This window comes from Streptomyces sp. NPDC086519, assembly GCF_040686075.1.
In the GTDB taxonomy this organism is placed as follows: Bacteria; Actinomycetota; Actinomycetes; order Streptomycetales; family Streptomycetaceae; genus Streptomyces; species Streptomyces shenzhenensis.
The window spans coordinates 1-19,827 of record NZ_JBFBJL010000060.1 but is presented as its reverse complement, the minus strand read 5'-3'; the positions used below and the strand labels follow the sequence as shown (position 1 = coordinate 19,827).

16 protein-coding genes and 1 pseudogene are annotated in these 19,827 nt (G+C 66.8%); 11 read left to right on the top strand and 6 right to left on the bottom strand.

Annotated features, from left to right (window positions below):
- Positions 1-193: 193 nt before the first annotated feature.
- The gene (locus AB0P24_RS37715; RefSeq protein ID WP_365802177.1) at positions 194-2,047 is read left to right on the top strand and encodes a copper resistance protein CopC; all 1,854 of its coding nucleotides are present in this window, start codon (positions 194-196) and stop codon (positions 2,045-2,047) included.
- 28 nt (positions 2,048-2,075) lie between these two features.
- On the opposite strand, the gene AB0P24_RS37710 is transcribed toward AB0P24_RS37715, so the two are convergent.
- The gene (locus AB0P24_RS37710; protein ID WP_365802114.1) at positions 2,076-2,585 is read right to left on the bottom strand and encodes a DinB family protein; all 510 of its coding nucleotides are present in this window, start codon (positions 2,583-2,585) and stop codon (positions 2,076-2,078) included.
- A 691-nt stretch (positions 2,586-3,276) separates the two neighbouring features.
- Positions 3,277-4,194 (bottom strand): alpha/beta fold hydrolase, encoded by a 918-nt coding sequence (locus tag AB0P24_RS37705; protein ID WP_365802175.1) that lies wholly within the window; start codon positions 4,192-4,194, stop codon positions 3,277-3,279.
- A gap of 516 nt (positions 4,195-4,710) precedes the next feature.
- Between AB0P24_RS37705 and AB0P24_RS37700 the strand changes: the two genes are divergently transcribed.
- A complete protein-coding gene (locus AB0P24_RS37700) occupies positions 4,711-7,890 on the top strand; it encodes a VCBS repeat-containing protein (protein ID WP_365802112.1) in 3,180 nt (1,059 codons plus the stop codon).
- 119 nt (positions 7,891-8,009) lie between these two features.
- Positions 8,010-8,303 (top strand): hypothetical protein, encoded by a 294-nt coding sequence (locus tag AB0P24_RS37695; protein WP_365802110.1) that lies wholly within the window; start codon positions 8,010-8,012, stop codon positions 8,301-8,303.
- A 516-nt stretch (positions 8,304-8,819) separates the two neighbouring features.
- Here the strand turns inward: AB0P24_RS37695 and AB0P24_RS37690 are convergent.
- Both AB0P24_RS37690 and AB0P24_RS37685 read right to left on the bottom strand, forming a co-directional pair.
- A complete protein-coding gene (locus tag AB0P24_RS37690) occupies positions 8,820-9,245 on the bottom strand; it encodes a hypothetical protein (protein WP_365802108.1) in 426 nt (141 codons plus the stop codon).
- A complete protein-coding gene (locus AB0P24_RS37685) occupies positions 9,242-9,520 on the bottom strand; it encodes a CopG family transcriptional regulator (protein ID WP_079661300.1) in 279 nt (92 codons plus the stop codon). Before AB0P24_RS37685 ends, AB0P24_RS37690 begins: the two co-directional genes overlap by 4 nt.
- A gap of 234 nt (positions 9,521-9,754) precedes the next feature.
- Here AB0P24_RS37685 and AB0P24_RS37680 point away from each other — a divergent pair, with 234 nt between their 5' ends.
- From AB0P24_RS37680 to AB0P24_RS37660, 5 genes and pseudogenes are all read left to right on the top strand, one after another.
- The gene (locus tag AB0P24_RS37680) at positions 9,755-10,474 is read left to right on the top strand and encodes a hypothetical protein (protein ID WP_365802106.1); all 720 of its coding nucleotides are present in this window, start codon (positions 9,755-9,757) and stop codon (positions 10,472-10,474) included.
- 56 nt (positions 10,475-10,530) lie between these two features.
- Complete coding sequence (locus tag AB0P24_RS37675) at positions 10,531-10,731, top strand: DNA-binding protein (RefSeq protein WP_365802104.1); 201 nt, start codon at positions 10,531-10,533, stop codon at positions 10,729-10,731.
- 409 nt (positions 10,732-11,140) lie between these two features.
- On the top strand, positions 11,141-11,701 hold the full coding sequence (locus AB0P24_RS37670) for a hypothetical protein (RefSeq protein WP_365802102.1): 561 nt from the start codon (positions 11,141-11,143) through the stop codon (positions 11,699-11,701).
- Between the two features lie 70 nt (positions 11,702-11,771).
- Positions 11,772-12,058, top strand: a pseudogene (locus AB0P24_RS37665) (site-specific integrase); the annotation flags it as partial.
- A 512-nt stretch (positions 12,059-12,570) separates the two neighbouring features.
- Positions 12,571-14,610, top strand: a complete 2,040-nt coding sequence (locus AB0P24_RS37660) for a TerD family protein (protein ID WP_365802100.1) — start codon at positions 12,571-12,573, stop codon at positions 14,608-14,610.
- A 619-nt stretch (positions 14,611-15,229) separates the two neighbouring features.
- On the opposite strand, the gene AB0P24_RS37655 is transcribed toward AB0P24_RS37660, so the two are convergent.
- Both AB0P24_RS37655 and AB0P24_RS37650 read right to left on the bottom strand, forming a co-directional pair.
- A complete protein-coding gene (locus AB0P24_RS37655) occupies positions 15,230-15,547 on the bottom strand; it encodes a hypothetical protein (RefSeq protein WP_365802098.1) in 318 nt (105 codons plus the stop codon).
- Positions 15,548-15,805: 258 nt separating this feature from the next.
- Positions 15,806-16,030: a cold shock domain-containing protein gene (locus AB0P24_RS37650; protein WP_365802096.1), complete on the bottom strand. Its 225-nt coding sequence runs from the start codon at positions 16,028-16,030 to the stop codon at positions 15,806-15,808.
- Positions 16,031-16,447: 417 nt separating this feature from the next.
- Between AB0P24_RS37650 and AB0P24_RS37645 the strand changes: the two genes are divergently transcribed.
- From AB0P24_RS37645 to AB0P24_RS37635, 3 genes are all read left to right on the top strand, one after another.
- The gene (locus tag AB0P24_RS37645) at positions 16,448-18,016 is read left to right on the top strand and encodes a DUF262 domain-containing protein (RefSeq protein WP_365802094.1); all 1,569 of its coding nucleotides are present in this window, start codon (positions 16,448-16,450) and stop codon (positions 18,014-18,016) included.
- A gap of 324 nt (positions 18,017-18,340) precedes the next feature.
- Positions 18,341-19,152, top strand: a protein-coding gene (locus tag AB0P24_RS37640; protein ID WP_365802173.1) for an IS5 family transposase whose coding sequence is annotated in 2 segments (ribosomal slippage) — positions 18,341-18,676 and positions 18,679-19,152 — 810 coding nt in all. Because the reading frame shifts where the segments join, the coding sequence is not laid out codon by codon here.
- An 11-nt stretch (positions 19,153-19,163) separates the two neighbouring features.
- Positions 19,164-19,715, top strand: coding sequence for a hypothetical protein (locus AB0P24_RS37635; RefSeq protein WP_365802092.1), 552 nt, complete (start codon positions 19,164-19,166; stop codon positions 19,713-19,715).
- Positions 19,716-19,827 lie beyond the last annotated feature (112 nt).

The following is a 19,827-nucleotide window of genomic DNA, read 5'->3' as shown; positions in this document are numbered from 1 at the left end:
CAACCCGTAGCCTCCACCAACCCGCAGATCCCACCACTCGCAGATCCCGCAGATCCCGCAGGCAAAATGAGCACCACAGCCTTATCAGCCGTACGACCTGGGAACGCGTGTTTCCGACCTCGGAGCGGGTGACGTGAGCGAAGGACACGACAAGCGGCGGAGGACGCCGACCGGCGACCACAGGAACAGGACCCTGCGCGCCCTCGCACTCCTCGGCGCTCTCCTCGCCGCCCTCCTCCTGGCCTCCGCCACCCCCGCCACCGCGCACGCGGCCCTGCGCGGCAGCGACCCCGCCGACGGCGCCGTACTCAAGTCGTCGCCCCGATCCATCACCCTCACCTTCACCGAGTCCGTCGGCCTCCTCGACGACTCGTTCCGGGTGTACGACCCCACCAACCACCGGGTGACCACCGGCGACGCCGAACACGGCCCGGCCGGCTCGGACACCGCCCGGATCACCTTCCCGAAGAAACTCGGAACCGGCACGTTCACGGTGGCGTGGCGGATCGTCTCGGCGGACAGCCACCCCATCTCCGGCGCCCTCACCTTCTCCGTGGGCAAGCCGTCGGCGACCAGGGCGACCGTCGCCACCGGGCCCGGCGAGAACCCGGTCACCGACAGCCTCTACAACATCGGCCGCTACGTCGCGTACGCAGCCGTGGCGCTGCTCATAGGCGCCGTCGCCTTCATGGCCGTCTGCCGCCCGCCGGACCCCGCCCCTCTGCGCCGACCGGTCCGCGCGGCGTGGTGGACCCTGCTCGCCTCCACCCTCTTCCTCTTCATCCTCCGCTCCCCGTACGAGGAGGGCACCTCCCCGGCGACGGCCTTCGACCTCTCCGCCCTCGCCAAGTCCGCGACCGGCCGCCCCGGCCTCGCCCTGCTGACCCGGGTGGCCCTGCTTGCCCTCACGGCGGCCCTGTACCTCGTCCTCCGCAAGCGCGTGAACGGGGCCCGACCGTCCCGCCCCCTCCTCGCCACGGCCGCCGTCCTCTCCATCGCCCTGGCCCTGACCTGGGCGGCGGCGGAACACGCCTCGGCCGGCATCCAGGTCCCGCTGGCGATGACGTCCTCCGTGCTGCACCTGTTGTCCATGGCGCTCTGGCTGGGCGGCCTCACGGCCCTCCTCATCACCCTCCAGCGCTCCGCCACGCCCCTGCCCGCCGCCGTGGTCACCCGCTTCTCCCGGGTGGCCTTCGCCGCGGTGACGGTCCTCGTCGGCACCGGCGTCTACCAGTCCTGGCGCGGCCTCGGCTCCTGGCAGGCGCTCACCGACACGTCGTACGGCCGGCTCCTCCTCCTCAAACTCGCCGCGGTCGCCCTGCTGTTGGCGGCGGCCTCGCAGTCCCGCCGCTGGACGGCGAAGCTGGCGACGGCCCCGGCCGTGCCGACTCCCGACCGCGTCCCCCTGCCGGTCGGTGCCCCGGCCCCGGCGAACCCACCGACTGCCGAGAACCCACCCCCCGCGGCCGAACCGTCCCCCCTCGGCAAACCATCCCCCCTCGGCAAACCGTCAAGCCCGGACGAACCGCCCGCCACCACCCCCACCGGCCGCCACCAGGCCGCCCTGCGCCGTTCGGTCCTCACCGAAGTGGCCGTCGGCGTCGCCGTCCTGGGCATCACCACGATCCTCACCGGCACCCTGCCCGGCCGGGCCGCGGCCGAGGCGGCCGAGTCGGGTACGGCGTCGGGCACGACCGGCATCCCCGCGGCCGCCGTCGCCGTCGTCCCCTTCGACGTCGGCACCCCGAACGGCCACGGCAAGGTACAGATCACCCTGGACCCGGGCCGGGTCGGCGCGAACTCGGTGCAGGCGGTCGCCTTCGGCCCCGACGGCGGCATCTCCTCCGTCCCCGAACTCCGCCTCTCCTTCACCCTCGCCGCCCAGAAGATCGGTCCCCTCCCCGCCAGCGTGACCGACCGCGGCGGCTATTGGGCCGCCGACTCCGTCAACCTCCCCATCGCGGGCGAGTGGACGATGACGGTGACGGTGAGGGTGTCCGACCTGGACCAGGTGACGGTGACGAAGAAGATCCGGATCGCCGCCTAGCCGAACCCTGAGCGCGGCGCCTGCCCGCTCAGGCGCCCACGGTCCCGTCGACGCCCTCGCGCAGGAAGTCGGCGTGCCCGTTGTGGCGGCCGTACTCCAGGAGGACGTGCAGCATCACCATGCGCAGCGACACTTCTTCCTCCCACCTCGGCTGGTATCCGGCCTGGTCCAGGGAGCCGGCCGCGCGCTCGATACGGCGCGAGGCGGCCACCTCGGCCTCCCAGGCGGCGAACGCCTCCTGCCTGGTCGACTCGCTCGCGTCGTACGCCGCCTGGAAGTCGATCTCGTCGGACCACACCATGGGCGCGTCCTGGTCCTCGAACACCCGGCGGAACCAGGCGCGTTCCACTTCCGCCATGTGCCGCACCAGACCGAGCAGCGACAACGTGGACGGCGGCATCGACCGCCGCCGCAACTCCTTGTCGGTGAGCCCCTCGCACTTCATGGCGAGGGTCGCCCGGTGGTAGTCGAGAAAAGCCCGCAGCATGTCCCGCTCACTGCCGAAACTGGGCGGTCCCACCCGCTCGTCGCCACTCACCGACCCCACTCCTCGTCCATTCCGTTCCCCCGTTCCCCCGTTCATCCGCCCCGACGAGATACGGCCCGGCCCGGACAAGTACGACGGCGGCAGTGCCTCCAGAGACGAGCGGAGACTGTACCTGGTCGCCCGAACGTCGTCAGAACCGAGCCCGGAGCGGGCACGCCATGCCCCGGAGACCGGCACGAGCTGTACCGGCTCGTCGGTGATCGCTGCCCGGTGCTTCTGCAGCGCGGCCAGGTCGTGCTCCTCGGCCCGCCGATCGCCGGAGCGGCGGGCAGGACCCTCTTACTCAGGCACGGGGCTCATGACGCTGTGGATTCGGGAGAGGGTGAAAACGCGCTCGTCTTCTCACAGGTGGCACCAGGCCTCGAGGTAGGGCGGGTCGAGCATGAGGCGGCTGAGGGTGCGCACCGTCCGGTTTCCCGAGGCGGCGACGCCGGGTTCAAGGATGGCGCACGCCAGTGATCAGCGGGCGCCGCATGAGCGCAGCTTCCCCCCAGAGAGCGGAAGAGCCGAGCCACAACCCCCTGGTGTTCCCCGGTCTTCCCCCATTTTCCCCGGCTCGACCTGGCACGGATCTGACGTCGTCGTCGGCGCCCTCCGCGGCCACGAGATCGTGGTCAGGGGCGGTCAGCTTCCCGAGCGGAGACGGGCCGGATCGACAGCGCGGCGGCCGGGCCCTCCGCGGCTACCAGCGAGCGGCGGCGGCCTGGTCGGTGACCGTCTGAATGGCCTTGACGGCGAGGTCGGGGCGGTCGACGTGGATGTAGTGACCGCTGCCGGCGGCGGTGCTGAGGACGCTGCGCCTGGAGAGCGCGCGCCACTGCTGCTGGCCCTCGGACCACGCCTGCTCCAGGGCGGGGCCGTAGTCGGGGATCCCGCCGAACTGTGCCTCGTGCTTGATGATCTGCACCGGGATGTCTCCGGCGGAGCGGACCTCGGCGTCGGGGATGACGATCTGCTCCGGGTTCTGGCCCTCGTTGATCGAGATGACCTGGGCACGCACCTCGGCCGCGATCCCGGTGGCGGTCTCGGGGATCACCTTCAGGATGCTCGCCTTCAGGGCCGGGATCGTGGCGTCCATCAGAACCAGACCCTTGACCCGGTCCTGGTGGTCGGGGGCGTACCGGCCGGCGATCAGCCCGCCAAGGGAGTGGGCGGCCAGCACGACCGGGCGATCACCGGCGATCCGGTCGAGCACGCCGGTGAGGATCTCGCCACTGTCGCGGATGGTCTGGGGGCCCTTCGGCTGGTCGCTCCGGCCCTCGCCGAGCCGGTCGTAGGAGCAGACCCTGTCCTCCTTGCTCAAGGTCCTCTGCAGGCCGGCCATCGTGTCCAGCCCGTCGCCCGCACCGGCCATGAGCATGACGACCGGCTTGCGAGCCGCCGTACGGCCGGAGCACGAGACGTTCACCGAGTAGCCGTTGACGCGGATCTTCCTGGTCCCCGTGAACGAGTCCAGGTGACCGTGCCGCACAGTCTTGGTGGCCACCACGTTCTGTGTCCGCGTCAACGTCTGCGTTCTGGCGGTGAGTTCCCCGTGGCCGACGAAGCCCGCGCCGGCCACGGCGGAGAACGTGGCAGCCACGGCAATGGTCTTGAGCATGCGGTTCACGGGGGCCTCCAGGCGGAATAACGGAAAGTCGCAGCAGGGCTGTGGGGTCCGGGCCCCCACCCGGACGGTGCGCGGACCCTTGTCCGGCGCCTCTGCCGGTGTGCGGCGGCGACACCACAGACGCTACGGATTCGGCAGCCCGGAGGCGTCACCCTCCAGATGTCTCTCGCGCGTAGCTCGCACGGGTGACACGTACGACGGGTACGAGGTCGACGTACGCGTTCACCTCGTGCCCGGCCTGGGCACTCACAAGCTCCATGGGGGACGAACCCGGGCTCCGGCCGCGCCTTCGCATGGTCGCTCCCCGGCCGCCCGCCGGGGCGTCGGGTTGTCTGATCGTAATCCCGTGAGGGCGGACCGGGACTTCGTTGATCGGCTAGCGTCTACCGCACGAGCGGCTGGCAAGATCCACCGTGGCCACAGGGGGTGACGCGGCAGCGCGTCCGGCCACGCCGGGGCGCCGCGCGACGGCAGCTCATCACATCAATGGGGGGAGACGTGGGGGCAATGACCCGGACGTCGACTGAACCACTGCACGGAGGTCGCCGCCGCAGAGGTGGCGCGGGCCTCGCGGTCGGCACGATTCTGGCGGTCGCGGGTACGGCCGTCCCGCTCGCCGTGGACGCGCCGCCCGCGTGGGCCGTCCAGACGACGGCCGCGGCGGACTCGTCCCAGGAGGTCGTGATCCCGCCCGCCGACCGGGCCACACCCCGTGTGGACACCCCACTGGCGGTGGGCAGTACCGGGTTCCTGCACCAGCAGGAGGGCAGGGACGGCTACACCTGGACCGACTTCGCGAGCGGCACCTCGACGCAGGTGCTCGGCCTGCAGACCCTGCCGGCCAACGCGCTCGTACGCCCCGTCGGTGCCGGCGGAGACCTGCTCGCCGTCTCACCGAGCCCGGCCCGGGGCACCGCCTGGTACACCCTGCTCGATCCGCACACCGGTGAGCGCCGGGAGGCGCAGCTCCCAGCCGGCTACACGTTCCGGGGGACCGTCGGGGGCAAGGTGCTGGCGCTGGAGTCCGCGACCAGCACCACCAGCTCCGCCGGTGTACTCCTCGACACCGGAACCGATCCCGCGCAACCGCTGCACATCACCGGCCTGCCCGCGGGCGCTCAGCTCAGCAGCCTCTCCTTGCAGCAGGGCGCCACGGACGACCACGGCGCGGTGATCTCCTTCCGGCAGGACGGCGCGTACCGTTACGGCCTGCTGGACCCTGGTACCGCCGTGATCACCCCGCTCCCGGAGGCGATGAGCGGCCAGGGCCTGCGCATCCTGCTGAGCGCCGACCGCATTGCCTGGTGGGGGCAGGGCTTCACCGGGCTGCGCTGGCTGCCCCGCGGTGACGTGTCCTCCGGGACGCAGGAGTTCCCGTTCCCCGCCGACGCGGCCCCCGTGGCCCTCCTCGGCGACACCCTCCTGACCTCGGGCCCGGACGCCACCTCGGGCACCTCTCTCGGCCGGCGGCTGACGGCCCGGCCGCTCGACGGCGGGGAGCCGAGCACCGCACTCGACCACATCGCGCTCGTGTCGGACTATCCACCGCAGACGGCGGACGGGAGTGCCCTGCTCGTCGGCGGCTCCGGCACCGGCGACTGGGCGGTGCACCGCTTCGCCGCAGGCCCTGATGGGAAGCCGGCGCACGAGGTGGTCCAGCCGCTGCCCCCGGTGACTGCCGACGTCCTGGGACTGAACCTGTACCGGGGCACCCTCAACCGGGTGGACAGCACCGAGGGCAGGCTCTCCCTTTACCAGCAGGATGTCGGCACTGGGGCGGTCCCCGTCGCCGGAGCGGCCAAGCCCCTGCCCGCCGGCATGCCCACTTCCGCCGTGCGCTGTGCGACGGGTGCGGATTGCGTGCGGATCGTGGAGGGCAACTGGTACGGCCTGTCCTTCCTGTCCGAGACAGGAGGGCGGACGTACCTGGAGACCCGCGTGGACGCCTACACGTCGCACGTGCAGGTGCCGTTGCCCGGCAGCGGCGGCGAGGTCAGGGACGCGTCCTCCTCGTACGTGGTGGTGGACGGCGAGTCCCCGAGAACCCAGTACCTGATCTACCCGGGCTACAACAAGGTGGTACGCAGCCGCCCGGTGCAGGCCGCGGCGCTCTGGTACTCCACCCTGTGGAGCGCGACCCCCGGCAGCCCCGGCACGCTGACCGCGGAGCGGCTGAACGCGGACGCGGCCACGCCCGGCAAACCCGTCCGCACCGTGCGGACCGGTGCCGCCTGCGTGCCCACCGAACTGCAGGCGACAGCGCGTTGGCTCTACTGGTCCTGCGGTGCCGACAAGCAGGCCGGGGTGTACGACCTGACGAACAACCGCGGCTTCGCTGTGCCGGCGGGTCCCGCCATGCTCGGTGACGGCTACGTGGTCCGGCACGACCGGGACGCGGGCGAACTCAAGCTGACGGACTTCCACACCGGCAGCCCGCTCGCGGAGCGCTCCGTAGCAGACCTCCCGGCCGGAACGCTCGCGGACGACCGCAGGATCACGTGGACCGTGGACAAGTACGGCGGCCACATCGCCTACGTGGACGCCGATCGCCGCGTGCATGTGAGCGCGGACGGGGTACCGGACTCCGCTCCGGTGATAGGGGAGGCGTATACCTCCGGGAGCGTCGCGCCGAGGACCACTTCGTCGAACTACTCGACCTGGACAGCCTCCTTGCTGCTGAGCCGCCCCGTGGACTCCTGGGAACTGGGCATCGTCCAGAAGACGACCGGGCGCCGGGTGGCTGTGGTGCGCGGTGGGGCCGAGCGCGGTCTCAACGGCATCTCGGCCTCGTGGAACGGCCGGGAGCCGAACGGTGCTCCCGCCCCGAGCGGTCTCTACACCTGGCAGCTGACCGCGAGGTTCGACGGTGGAACCGTGCCGGTGCGGGTGGGAAGCGGCGGCCTGGACGTGATGTGCGGCGCCTTGCCGACCCATGTCTACGACTGCGACGGGTTTCCGGACATGGTGGCGGTCCGCAAGGACGGCCGGACCGACTCATGGGAGGGGCATCCCAAGGGGTACTTCTACAACCGCAGCTACACCGCGGACTGGCCGACCTCCTCCACCCTGGTGCCGGCCGGCGACCTCAACGGCGACGGGTTCGCGGACATGCTGGTCCGCAACTCCACCGGCGAACTGCGTGCGTACTGGGGCTTCGGGCAGGTGTACTTCGCCCGGGGAACCAACAAGTCCACTGTCATCGGCAAGGGCTGGAACACGTACAACCTGCTGACGTCGTCCGGGGACCTCAACCGTGACGGCCGGTCCGACCTGCTGGCCCGTGACCGGGCCGGAGTCCTGTGGTTCTACGCCGGCACCGGCAAGGGCACGTTCAAGGCCCGGGTGCGCGTCGGCACCGGGCTGTCCGGTTATACGGCGCTGGTGGGCGTGGGCGACCTCAACGGCGACGGAACCGGAGACCTTCTCGGCCGGGACAAGGCCGGGAACCTCTATCACTGGTACGGCAACGGAAAGGGCGGCTTCGGGGGGCGCGTGAAGATCGCCTCGGGCTTCAACGCCTACAACGCCCTGGTCGGTGTCGGCGACCTGACTCAGGACGGCCGCAACGACCTCCTCACCCGCGATACCGCGGGCAACCTGTACCGCTGGGCGGGCAACGGCAAGGGCGGCTTCGGCGCACGCGTGAAGATCGGCAGCGGCTGGGGCGTCTACAAGGCGCTGTACTGACGGTCCGGAACAGCAACCTCCACCGGGAGCTGCACGCCTGACGAGAGCGACCGCGATGCTGCGCCACGCGGGGTGCGGTGAATGCCAGAGGGGTGCCCCCGTGTCCAGGGCACCCCCTGGTGAGCGCCCTCGCCGGCCTGTGCGGAGAGTGTGGGATTTGCGAGACGTTCGGGCTGGGGCAGGCCGATGTCGACCTGGCCCATGAATACCTGAAGCTGCGCCGGAGCCGTCTGCGGCCCCGGTACAAGCACGGGTGCCCCGAGGCCTCACCGTGCGGCCGCAAGCCGGGATACTGCCCGGACAAGGCGCAGATCCGGCACGAGACCAAGAACACCAAGTCCCGCACCGGCCGCCGCGCCGTGCCCCTGCCGGGTCCGCTGGTCGCCATGCGTCGTGCCCATGCCGAGACGTAGGAGCGCGAGCGCAAGGAGGCCGGCGACCTGTGGATCGAGTCGGACTACGTTGCTCACCAAGCCGCTGGGTGGCCCACTCAGCCCGAACACGGACTATCACGACTGGAAGCGGCTCCTGGAAGACGCGGGGGTTCGGAACGCCCGGCTGCACGATGCCCGCCACACGGCCGCCACCGTGCTCATGCTGCTCGGAGTCCCGGACCGGGTCATGGAGCCCCGGAAACACCCCTTGTGGACAAAAACCAGGACAACGGCACCTGAGCGAACAACGAAGCGGCCCCGCTGTGATCGGCGGGGCCGCTTCGTTTCGCCTGTACAGGCGGCTGCGGAGGATACGAGATTCGAACTCGTGAGGGGTTGCCCCCAACACGCTTTCCAAATGTTCGTCTGCGGGTTCGGGGCGGGACGGGGGTGTTCTGACCTGGGGTGGAGTAGGGCACCGGACGGCTGGTGAACGGCGCCGGACGGCGACGAATGAGACCAGAACTGAGACCAGAACTGAGACCAGGGCGCCGGTCATACTCGCTTGATGACGATCGATTCCGGAACCAGCTTCTCCAGGTCGTCCACGTCCGATGTGAAGATGGTGACCTGCCCTTTCTGCTGTCGGGCGATGATGGCGAGCACTGCGTCGATCGCGTACTTGTGGCCGTGAAGCTTGGCGTCGGACAGGAGTCGGCGGGCCTGGCGGGCCTCGTCCTTCCCGATGTCGGCGACTTTGAGCCGGGAGAGCACCCAGTCCCAGCGCTGCTCGGTGGTTCTGCCGTCGTACGCCTCCACCAGCGTCATGGGCGACGTGACCACCTCGGCTTCGCCCCGTGCTGCGAGATCGAGCCAGGCGATCATCTTCCGGTCGCCACGCACAGCGAGGGACAGGGCTTCGCAGTCGAGTACGAAGGCGCGCAGTGGCCGCTGCCCGTGCTCACTGGCCCGCTTGGTCACGCGGCCTCTCCGGCGTTGTGTCCTCCGGCGGTGAGGCGACGCTCGTGCTCGGCGTCGAGATCTTCCAGCTCCGAGAGTGCTGCCGCGCGCTCGTCCTCGGTGACCGCGCCGTGTTCCTCCTGCAGCCAGTCGACGAGTTCCAGCAGACGGTCCCGGTCGCGCTTGAATCGCAGTGCTTCGGCGACGTACGCCGAAAGTCCCCGCTCAGCTGCCTCGGCGCGGATCTCGTCCAGGAGATCTTCGGGGATCGTCACCGTTACTTTCTTGGTTGCCATACAAGTCACCATACTCTTGGTGTGAATGCCCCGACCAGATTCTCGTGACCCGTAGGGCAAGGAGGCCAATGGCCAATCCGTGAGCCCTGCCCATGCGTGATCGCCGACTTGTACCGCTTCACTCGGCCACCGCGTGCCGTTCACTCTCATCAGCGCATGCTGCGTCGGATGAGGATGGTTGTCCTTCGCGGTGGTGAGCCTCCTGCCGTTGACGGAACGACAGGAGGAGAGTCCATGTCCCTGCTGCCTTCGGCAGACGTCTTCAGGTCGATCGAGCTAAAGGTTCCGCAGCTGCTCGGTGGACAGTTGGTCTGTCCACATGTACCCGGGGAGAGATGTTCGGTCGGCGAGCACCTCACGCTCTCGGAGGCGAAGGAAGCGGCGGCACGGAATGCCGCTGACGCTGCTGTGCGGGATGCGCTGTGGCGGTGCGTGGGCCGCGATGCCCGAAGCGACGTGCCGAACTTGGCTCAGCGTGGCCAGTTGCTCGCGTTGTACTTCATCATCCCCTACCTGCGGAAGTCGGCCGCGAGAGTCTCAAGGAGGCTCTGCGTCGATGTCGCAGAGGTGAGGTCAGCCATGCTCGTCGGCGCGTTGTACGGGCTGGCACTGGCCGCTGAAGCCGACGACGTCCGTGATGAGGTCATCCGGGCTGCCAATGCCGCCGGCTGGGCGGTGGAGCGGTCTGACCCGGCCGAGCGTACGACGGATCCGCACAGCCTTGTCGACCGTGCGAGCCTCCTTGACGGCGGCTACTCGCCCATCCGCAACGAGTCGGACATCCAGGCCGTCGGTGAGGTGGACTCTTTGCTGGGGGAGCGCATCAGCGGCGAACGCATGGGCGCTACCTTGCACCGCCTCGGGCTCTTGGCCGCGTTCCTCGCCTCGGGTTCGGGGCAGGTGCCCGGGGGTGAGTCCGGCGAACTCGACGGACGGCAGAAGGAAGCCGAGTGAACCCGAGCGCAAGGCGACTGTCGCAGTGGCTGGGCGAGCCAATGCCCCTCCGCAAGGTGGCAGATCTTCTCGGGGTCGACGCAGCGAAGGCGTGCGGACTGGTGAGGGCGGGCCGCTTCCCCTGCCGTGTCACGAAAGAGAAGGGGAAGTACGTAGTCCTTCCCGCCGATGTGTTGGTGGCCATGGGTCTCGATGATCCGATGGTGCGGATCGTCGACCTGCTGGCCGGAGCCGAGTTCGCGAGGAGATGGGACTGAGGGCTGGCCGCCGCCGGCCGAGTGCGACATCGGAAGGCAGGCCGCGCGAACGTCCCACCCTCCGTGGTGACGCCGGCATGGAACGGGTTGGTAGGGCGCATGTGGATGGTCGGTGCGCTGCTGATCCGTCGAGCGGCTCCGCGTCGGCGGCTTCGGTCGCACGAAAACCCCCGATAGCGCGGATGGTGACATCCAACAAGGACGTCTGTTGTCCTGCCCTTTGCCCTTTGCCCCCTGCATCGCCGGCCGCCACCGTTCACCGCCGTACGGGCCCCCTCTGACCTGCTCCCTGAGTCCCCACGAACGCCCCCGGACGGCCGCGCGGGAGCCGGATGGTTCTGCGGTTCTCTCTCCTCTACAGGGAGGGAACCACCGAGTCGGGTCCGACGAGAAGCGAAGGAGTAAGACCATGTACGACTGCGAGGGATGCGGACAGTCCCGGCAGGGATTGTTCTTCGGCTCCGGGATCGGAGAAGCGAAGTGGTGGTGCTGGCGCTGCCAGAGCACCGATCAGAAGGAACTGATCAGCTCTCTGGATGACCACGCCCGGGGCGTGCTCAACCGTGACGCCGACGGCGTGCACTGGCCCTACGGCCCGAACATCTACGTCCAGATGCGCGCGGACCTGTTGAACTGGGCGGACCGGCACGACCTCAAGAGTGGCAACACGGGGTGTTCGTCCGGACTCCACTGGCTCGGCAGGGGCCGCTGCGCCAAGAGGGAATGCCGAGGCAGGCCGGGGTTCTACGACCACACGACCACGTGGCTTTCGCGGACCACCGGCAGGCCCGCTCTGGTGTTCAACCAGCCGTACAGACAGGTGGACCCGGCCGAGGTTTGGGATTACATCAGCGAGTACCCGTCTCTCACGGCCGAAGTCGGGCCGGAGAGTTGGTATGGCGCAGGTACCAGCGGTGTCTACATCTGGAATGACGGCAACCGCTCCGTGGCTGTTCGGCCGCCCCGTTAACCGCTCATCGAAGGTTTCCACCTCGCGGTGGGCCCCTTCGGAGTCTTGCCCGGTGAGGCACCGGCGGAGGAGTGACGATCACTACTTGAAGCGGCTGCTGGAAGACGCGGGGGGTGCGGAACGCCCGGCTGCACGACGCTCGGCACGCGGCCGCCACCGTGCTCATGCTGCTCGGTCTCCCGGACCGGGTCATCGATCAGATCACGGGGTGGGAGCCTGGCACATCCGCAAGCATGCGGGCGAGGTGCCTGCACGTGCCGGACGCCATGCTCAGGAGGTGGCCCGGAAGATCGCCGGTGCCATCTGGGGAGCCCCGGAAGCTCCCCTGTGGACAAAAACCAGGACAACGGCGCCTGAGTGAACAACGAAGCGGCCCCGCTGTGATCAGCGGGGCCGCTTCGTTTCGCCTGTTCAGGCGGCTGCGGAGGATACGAGATTCGAACTCGTGAGGGGTTGCCCCCAACACGCTTTCCAACTGTGATGGTGGGGTGCTGGGCTGGGTTCAGGGGCGTTCACCAGGGTTCATGGGCGGCTGGCCGTCGGCGCTGGGACGGGTTCGGGTCCCGTCTGAACGGCCGTGAACGCAAGTGAATGAGACGGAAAGTGAGACGGCGGGACTATGCCGGCAGATTCGTGAGCGATGCTCCGTGATCCACGTCCGGGGTGTCCCTCGGTCGGGCTGGCGGGGCTTGTGGAGCTGCTCTGTTGACCCTTGGTTCTCGTCGCTTGTTGTTTTCGGCTGCTGCCACGGTCTCGTCGTCAGGTACTAAAGTCTCTCGTTGTGCCGTACGTCACATATTGGCGGCGTGGGGTGGGTGGCCTGCGTGGGGGCAGCCAAGTGCCCGAGCTGCAATGATCTGGGGGGCTTCATGCATGAGATGGTCAAGGGCTCGAACGTGGCGCTGGCGGCGCTCAGTGAGAACGCCGGTTCGCTGATCGTCAGTTTGAGCTGGGTCAGTCCGACCGGTGAAGGCGATGCGGACGTGTCCGTCCTGCTGCTGGATGCGAACGGCAAAGTGCGCAGTGACAGCGACTTCTACTTCTACAACAACCCGGTTGCCGCTGACGGGAGTGTGCAACTGCTGGGTAAGACGCCGACGGAGAGCGGCGACGAAGACCGGATCAGCTTCGACCTGACGGCGGTCCCACCCGGCATCGACCGGATCGTGGTGGCGGCGAGCCGCTACGAGGGAGCCGGTTTCGGGGAGTTGGAAGACCTGAAGGTGACATTGGCCGACGGGGGCGGCGAGAGCCTCCTCAGGTTCGCCATTGATGACGCCGGAACGGTGGGCGCGATCATCTTCGGTGAGTTGTACCGGCGTGGGGAAGAGTGGAAGTTCCGTGCTGTCGGACAGGGCTACGACACAGGCCTGGCCGGTCTGGCGACGGACTTCGGTGTCGACATCGATGATGACGCGGGCGCAGAAGAAGCGCTGAACGGCGCAGAGAGCAGCGAGCAGGCTGATACGGCAGTTCCGGCTTCAGCCGTTGAGCAGGAACCGCCGGTGGCACCAGGCTTGGTTCCGGCTCCCCGCCCGCCTGGCGACGAGGTGGGGCCGAAGAAGGCGGCACGGCCTCGCACCGCGAAGAAGAAGGTCACGGTGCCCAGGGTGGCCAGGAAGTCTCTGGCGGACAATGAGTCCTGGAAGCAGGCCAGGCTCTTTCCGGTCTCGGTGCTGAAGAGCGACCGGGACCGGGAGATGCGCGCTACGTCGGTACTACTGTCGGTGATGGCGCAGGTGCCGGAATTCGGCCGGAGACTCACGGCGGCGTTCGGAGCACCGGCGGGCCGTATGGAGACATTCACCGAGGTCTCCCTGCCGCACGGCGATACACCGCGACGCCCTGACGGGGTGATCCGTGTCGAGCGGGCAGGCAAACTGTGGACTGCACTGGTGGAGACCAAGACCAACGGCAACGACCTCAAGCCCGAGCAGGTGCAGGCATACGTGGACATCGCCGCACGCCGTGGCTACGAGGCCGTGATCACACTGTCGAACGACGTTGCGCTTGAAGGCAGCCCGCTCGTCGACGTCAAGATCGACGGCCGGCGCAAGCACAAGGTGGCTCTCTGGCACCTGTCCTGGGCCGAAGTCACCCACCAGGCCCAGATGCTGATCCGGCACGAGGGCGTCGGAGACAAGGTACATGCCTGGCTGCTCCAGGAACTGTTGCACTACCTGCGGCATGAGAACTCCGGCTGCCACGGCTTCCAGAACATGGGATCGGCCTGGGTCCCCGTACGCAACGGTATCGACGACGAAACCCTGTGCCAGGGCGACCTGCGCGCCTTGGATGTGGTCGAGAGCTGGGAACGGCTCATCCGTCAGATCTGCCTCAGCCTCGGTGGCGAACTCGGACAGAAGGTACTGCCCGTCCAGCGCGCCAAGCGTGGAGCCGATCCGAAAGCACGCCGCAGCCGCCTGGCTGATCAGCTCTGCCTCGACGGCAGGCTTCAGGCAGAGCTCCGGATCGAGGGCGCACCAGGAATTCTGGCGATCATCGCCGACCTGCGTACCGCCAAGCTCCGCACCTCCATCGAGATCTCCGCACCCGAGCAGGGATACCCGTTGACCTGGGCCAAACGCCTCATTCGCCGCCTGGCCGAGGCACCGGCAGACCTCCACATCGAAACCCTGGTCGAAGGAGAGACCGGGGGGCCACGGGGCACGCTGGAACGGCTCCGCCCGGAGCCCGCGGACATGCTCCCGAAGAACAACGACGCCCACATCACCGGCTTCCGCTTGTCCCTCTTCAAAAGCATGGGAAGCAGCCGCGGGAACGCCGAATCCGGCTTCATCCGAAGCGTCGACGACGCCGTGCACCGCTTCTACACCACCGTAATAGTCCACCTGGACCCCCCGACGCCCCGGCAAGCATCAGCGAAGGAACGTGCCGGAGCGGGGTGACGCCCGACAGTGGCCAGTTGCACGTGGCCGCGCTTCACGTGCAACTCGCCACAGAGCTCGTATCAAGAGGCCACGCCACCGGAAACGGGATGAGCGCCCTGAGCTTGGGAAGCTTGGGTTTTCCCGTGGCGGTTGCTGCGCTGAACTGCCTCGGAGTCCTGTTGGAGTTCTGGTCGCACCTTGGGCAACTTCCCGCTGTTCCCCGTGGTTCCCCGCAGGATCTGGCACGCGAATGGCACGGTCTCTCCGCCTCGAAAGTCCCTTGGTGGAGCTGGGGCTCCAGAGTGTCTGGTCCTCAGCCGACGACAGTCAGCCACGACGGAGGGGCGCGCCGACCGAGCACGCACGCGTGTGCCTCGCTGCACCCCCACTGGCCTCAGCCACGCTGCCATGCCGTCGACCAGAGCAAGCTGCGCCGGCGGAAGCGTGGCGGTGAGACCTTGCGTGAGGACCTCTTCGTCCCGAAGCAACTTGGGTGGGGGTGCTGCCTTGGGCTGGTGTGGTGCTCACCTGCGCTGACCGTCCGTAGGCTTACGCGCCCGTCCGCCGCTGTGCGTCGGCGTTGTCACGCAGTTAAACACTCATCCCTCGCGCTCGTTGCCAGCAGCGCTGCCGGCAATCAGGTGCGGGGACTCCGCGCCCGGGAGACTCGATGCCCGGCCCGAAGGACCAAGATCAGCACTGTGACCCAGAGCGCGCCGTCGAGAGTGTCCATGATTATGACGATGGGGTGGGGTGCGAGCAGCAGGCTCGGCACCTTGGCGCTGATCAACCCCAGACCAACGAGGAGAGGGAGCCATGCCCGATAGAAGCGCATGTCCTGATCGGGACTCTTTCCCTTCCGAACCCTGGTCCGCTCCCACCACTGGCCGCCGAGGCTCATGAGGACCAGTGAGCACCCCATCGCGACCACGGACCAGTCCATGAACCGCAGCATCACAACTCCTTTATCAGGAGGAGGATCCTTCTCCCACGGGTGATCACGGTCAAGGGGCCGACGCCCCGGAGCACCCTGGTCGGCCTTTATGCGTCCTGGGTGCGTGTGCTGGTGCCCCGGCACGGCTCGCACCTTGTGACACTCGCTTTAGGAGTTCGATCAACTGGGTGCTACTGCATGCTGCGGTAAAGGATGCGTTGGCGTAGCGGACCGCTGGGGACCGTGGGTGTACGCCGTCGTTGATGTCAGCTGTGGATGTCAGGCAGGCCGAGGCACGATGCTCACCGCGCGGTAGTCGTACCCGTCCTGCTTGAAGCCAGGGGCTTCCCAGGTGAGTTCGACCTGCTGTCCGGGCGACAGCGCGCGGAAGCCTGTCGCCTGGATGTTGGAGTAATGGCCGAAGCAGCCGCCGGGGGTATCGGGGGAGTCGAGAACGCCCCACCCTGCCTCGTCGTCCCACTCGCGGACAGTCGCAGTCACCATGGACGGAACCCTACGGCTTCCTCTGCGCGGACGCGCCTGGAACCTCAGCTTGGGAAGCTGCGAGCATTCACGGCAGGCTCGGGCGCTGACCTGCATGGACGGTCGCCTTGAGGTCTCGCTGGCCCAGGCTGCTGTCACCGTGGTTCCCCGCTGTTCCCCGCTCGATCTGGTGCGGTTGTGGTGCAGCCTGCTCCGCGCCGAAAGTCGAGCGCCTGCAAGGTTGTTGAGGCTGGCCAAGGCGTCGGGGTGGGCATCGGCGAGGAGTTGCTCGTACTGGGTGAGGGTGATCGCGTGCAGCTCATCGCTCATCGAGGCTGCCGAGGTATCCAAAGTTCGCTCTGCACCATTTTGAGCAAAACCGGCATTAGAAGCCAGGCATCCGGCTACGCTTGCGCTCAACTAGAGTGAGGAGCCCTCATGCCGTCCATTCGTCAGCTGATTGAAGCTGTATCTGATGGCCGCGTTCGAATCCCAGCTTTTCAGCGAGGATTTGTGTGGGATGCGGATCGCGTCGCTCAGCTAATGGACAGCATTTACAAAGGTTACCCATTTGGCGCCCTGCTTTTTTGGCGAACTCGCGCCGAGCTTAAAACCGAGCGCGATTTGGGCCCGTTCCAGTTGCCTCCGCGACCAGATGACTATCCGATCGATTATGTACTTGATGGTCAGCAGAGATTGACAAGTATTTTTGGCGTTTTTCAGACCGAGCTTCACCCGAAGGAGAAGGCTGTCTGGTCCGACATTTATTTCGACTATCGTGTCGATGCAGACGCTCAAGAGAGTCTATTTGTATCTCTTGACGAGAGTGAGGTTGACCCGGAGCGCCACTTCCCACTCAATGTATTTTTCGATGCGGCTAAATATGGGCCCGCATTTCGCGCTCTCCCTGAAGAGGTCACGCCTAAGATTGATGATCTGTATAGTCGCTTCAAGGAAGCAGACGTGCCGGTGCAAACATTCACTACCGACGATCGCGCCGGCGTTGCAATTGTTTTCGAGCGAGTTAATAGACTTGGGGTAGAGCTCGATACACTGCAATTGCTGAGTGCTTGGACTTGGTCGGACGACTTCGATTTGCAGCGGCGTTTCGAGGATCTAAGCGAAGAGCTCGAACCTTTCGGATTCAAAGGAGTCGGGGAGGATATCACGCTGCTGCTGCGGTGCTGTGCCGCTGTAGTCGATGGCGATGCTTCACCAAAGACCCTGATGGCTTTGAACGGCACGAAGGTTCGAGAGCAGTTCCAGCATGTAGTGAATGGGATCAAGGGAGCGATCGATTTTGTGCGGAAGGAGTTGCGTGTTCAGAAGCTTGACAACCTACCCCATGCGACGCTTCTGGTACCTCTCGCAGTATTCTTTGCCGTTCCCGACTCTAAGTCTGTGAAGATTTCGAGCGATCAGCGAGCTGTCCTATTGCGCTGGTTCTGGAAAGCTTGCTTTTCTGCACGGTACGGCCGAGTAGTTCAGCGCAATCTTCAGGTTGACATCGAAGAGATCATTAAGCTCAAGAATGGTGAGCCTTCTGAGCTCGACGATATCCCTGTTCAGGTAGATGATCGATTCTTCTTGGAGAACAACTTTAACCTGAATGCAGTCAGTTCTAAGACGTTCGTCCTCCTTCTGGCTCAAGAGCGCCCCCTCAGCTTGGTCGGCGGTTCAGCCATCAGCCTCTCTGAGGCGTTGCAGGCGTACAATAGGAACGAATTCCATCACCTCTATCCGCAGGCCTTCTTGCGCACCGTCGGCGTCCCCACCGACAGGCAAAGTCCGCTAGCGAATATGTGCTTCATTAATGCTATTGATAACAAGGTCCTCGGCGGTGACGCGCCAAGTGCTTATAGGGCTCGAATTTCTAACCAAGAAACCGTTTTAAGGCGAGCCCTGTGCCCACCCGATGAGCTGTTTGATGATGATTACGAGATTTTCATCAGGACGCGGGCTAGGATGCTTGTGGGTGCTGCGAATGAGCGAATTAATTCCGAATGAGGTCGGCGGAGTGTCAATAGCCGCGAACGCGCCCGGTGTGCACTGGTACCTCAGCCGACGACAGACAGCCGCGGCGGCCGGTCCAGCCGACCGACTACGCACGCGTGCCTCGCTGCACCTCCACCGGTCTCAGTGCGTGTCCGCCGCCGGCCAGAGCAAGCCTCGGGCGGGTCTGTGACGACGGCACGGAAGCTTTCAGCTTGGGAAGTTGCGAGCTCTTGGGGCAGTTGGGCCGCCGACCTGGGCGAACCGTGGATCTGTAACCTCCTCCTGCGGCTAAGACGTCGTTGCATTTGGTTCGATCGCTAGTGTTCGGGCGTGACGATCGTGGAGCGTCTGGTCCCTGACAGGCTGTGGGAGTTGTTCGAGCGGGTTGTGCCAGCAGCGCCGGTACGACCCCAAGGAGGCGGCCGGCGACGGTACAGCGACCGGAACGTACTGGCCGCGATCTTGTTCGTAGCAGCCTCCGGCTGTACGTGGAGACAGACGCCGGAAGCATTCGGACCATCGTGGTCAACGGTGTACCGGCGCTTCGCCGAGTGGAGCCAGGCTCGGGTATGGGCCAAGCTTCATCGCCTTGTCCTGGACGAGCTCGGCTCGCAAGGGGATCTGGACTGGTCGCGGTGCGCGATCGACTCGGTGAATATGCGGGCCCTGAAAGGGGGGATCTGACAGGCCCGAATCCTGTGGATCGAGGCAAGAAGGGCTCGAAGATCCACTTACTGACCGATCGGTCCGGTCTGCCTCTCTCGATCGGGATCTCCGCCGCAAACACCCATGACAGTCTGGGACTTGAGCCGCTGGTGCGGGGTATACCGCCCATCCGCTCCCGCCGCGGTCCCCGACGACGCCGTCCCGCCAAGCTCCATGCCGACAAGGGGTACGACTACGACCACCTGCGTCGATGGCTCCGCAGCCGCCGCATCGTGCCCCGGATAGCCCGTAGGGGCGTTGACTCCTCGGCCCGGCTCGGCCGACACCGCTGGACCGTCGAACGGACGGTCAGCTGGCTCGGCGGGATCCGCAGACTCCACCGCCGCTACGAACGCAAGGCCGAACACTTCCTGGTCTTCGTAGGCATCGCAGCAACCCTTATCTGCTACGGCCGTCTAACGAGGGGACGCCCTGCTCGCTAGCATCGCCCCTCATGATCGCAGTGGTCGTCACCATTGGGCTGGCGTTCGTCGGCTATGTTGTCACCTACCTCAACGGCCTGCGCCTCTCGCAGCGGCAAGAACACCTGGCCCGCGTGAATCGCCAGCTCAGCGACTTCTATGGGCCCCTGTTCGCCCTTACGGAAGCGAACAGTCGCACCTTCGGTGCGTTCCTGGAACGTCATGCTCGCCCTGGTGGAACGTCACCGTTCGTTCATGAGACCCCGCCCACTCCAGAAGAGCTCACCGAGTGGCGGTTGTGGGTGACTACCGTCTTTCTGCCGAACATCCAGGCCATGCGCGACCTGGTCATCAAGCACGCGGACCTGCTGAGCGAACCAGAGATGCCACCGCTCCTGCTCCAGCTGTGCGCGCACGTGTCGGGCTACGAGATCACAGCTGCCCGGTGGGCACAGGGAAACCACGACCAGCACCTCTCGGTGGTGTCGTTCCCCAGCGAGGAACTCGCCGCCTACGCGCGTCAGGGATTCTCCGCGCTGAAGAAGGAACAGACCCGCCTGCTGGGGCAACGGCAGGAGAGCTGACCAATTGCAACGACGTCTAAGAACGGCTAACACAATGAGGTACATCAGCCCTGGTGGCCGTGCCTCGTAGGCGAGTTGGGCGTTGTCCGGGCCGTGGGGACTTCACCGTGGA

Excerpts from the sequence above, each read along its gene's own strand:
- AB0P24_RS37655 (WP_365802098.1), bottom strand. The coding sequence starts at position 15,547 with ATGCTGCGGTTCATGGACTGGTCCGTGGTCGCGATGGGGTGCTCACTG.
- AB0P24_RS37645 (WP_365802094.1), top strand. The coding sequence starts at position 16,448 with ATGCCGTCCATTCGTCAGCTGATTGAAGCTGTATCTGATGGCCGCGTT.
- AB0P24_RS37670 (WP_365802102.1), top strand. The coding sequence starts at position 11,141 with ATGTACGACTGCGAGGGATGCGGACAGTCCCGGCAGGGATTGTTCTTC.
- AB0P24_RS37650 (WP_365802096.1), bottom strand. The coding sequence starts at position 16,030 with ATGGTGACTGCGACTGTCCGCGAGTGGGACGACGAGGCAGGGTGGGGC.
- AB0P24_RS37685 (WP_079661300.1), bottom strand. The coding sequence starts at position 9,520 with ATGGCAACCAAGAAAGTAACGGTGACGATCCCCGAAGATCTCCTGGAC.
- AB0P24_RS37700 (WP_365802112.1), top strand. The coding sequence starts at position 4,711 with ATGACCCGGACGTCGACTGAACCACTGCACGGAGGTCGCCGCCGCAGA.
- AB0P24_RS37705 (WP_365802175.1), bottom strand. The coding sequence starts at position 4,194 with ATGCTCAAGACCATTGCCGTGGCTGCCACGTTCTCCGCCGTGGCCGGC.
- AB0P24_RS37660 (WP_365802100.1), top strand. The coding sequence starts at position 12,571 with ATGCATGAGATGGTCAAGGGCTCGAACGTGGCGCTGGCGGCGCTCAGT.
- AB0P24_RS37635 (WP_365802092.1), top strand. The coding sequence starts at position 19,164 with ATGATCGCAGTGGTCGTCACCATTGGGCTGGCGTTCGTCGGCTATGTT.
- AB0P24_RS37680 (WP_365802106.1), top strand. The coding sequence starts at position 9,755 with ATGTCCCTGCTGCCTTCGGCAGACGTCTTCAGGTCGATCGAGCTAAAG.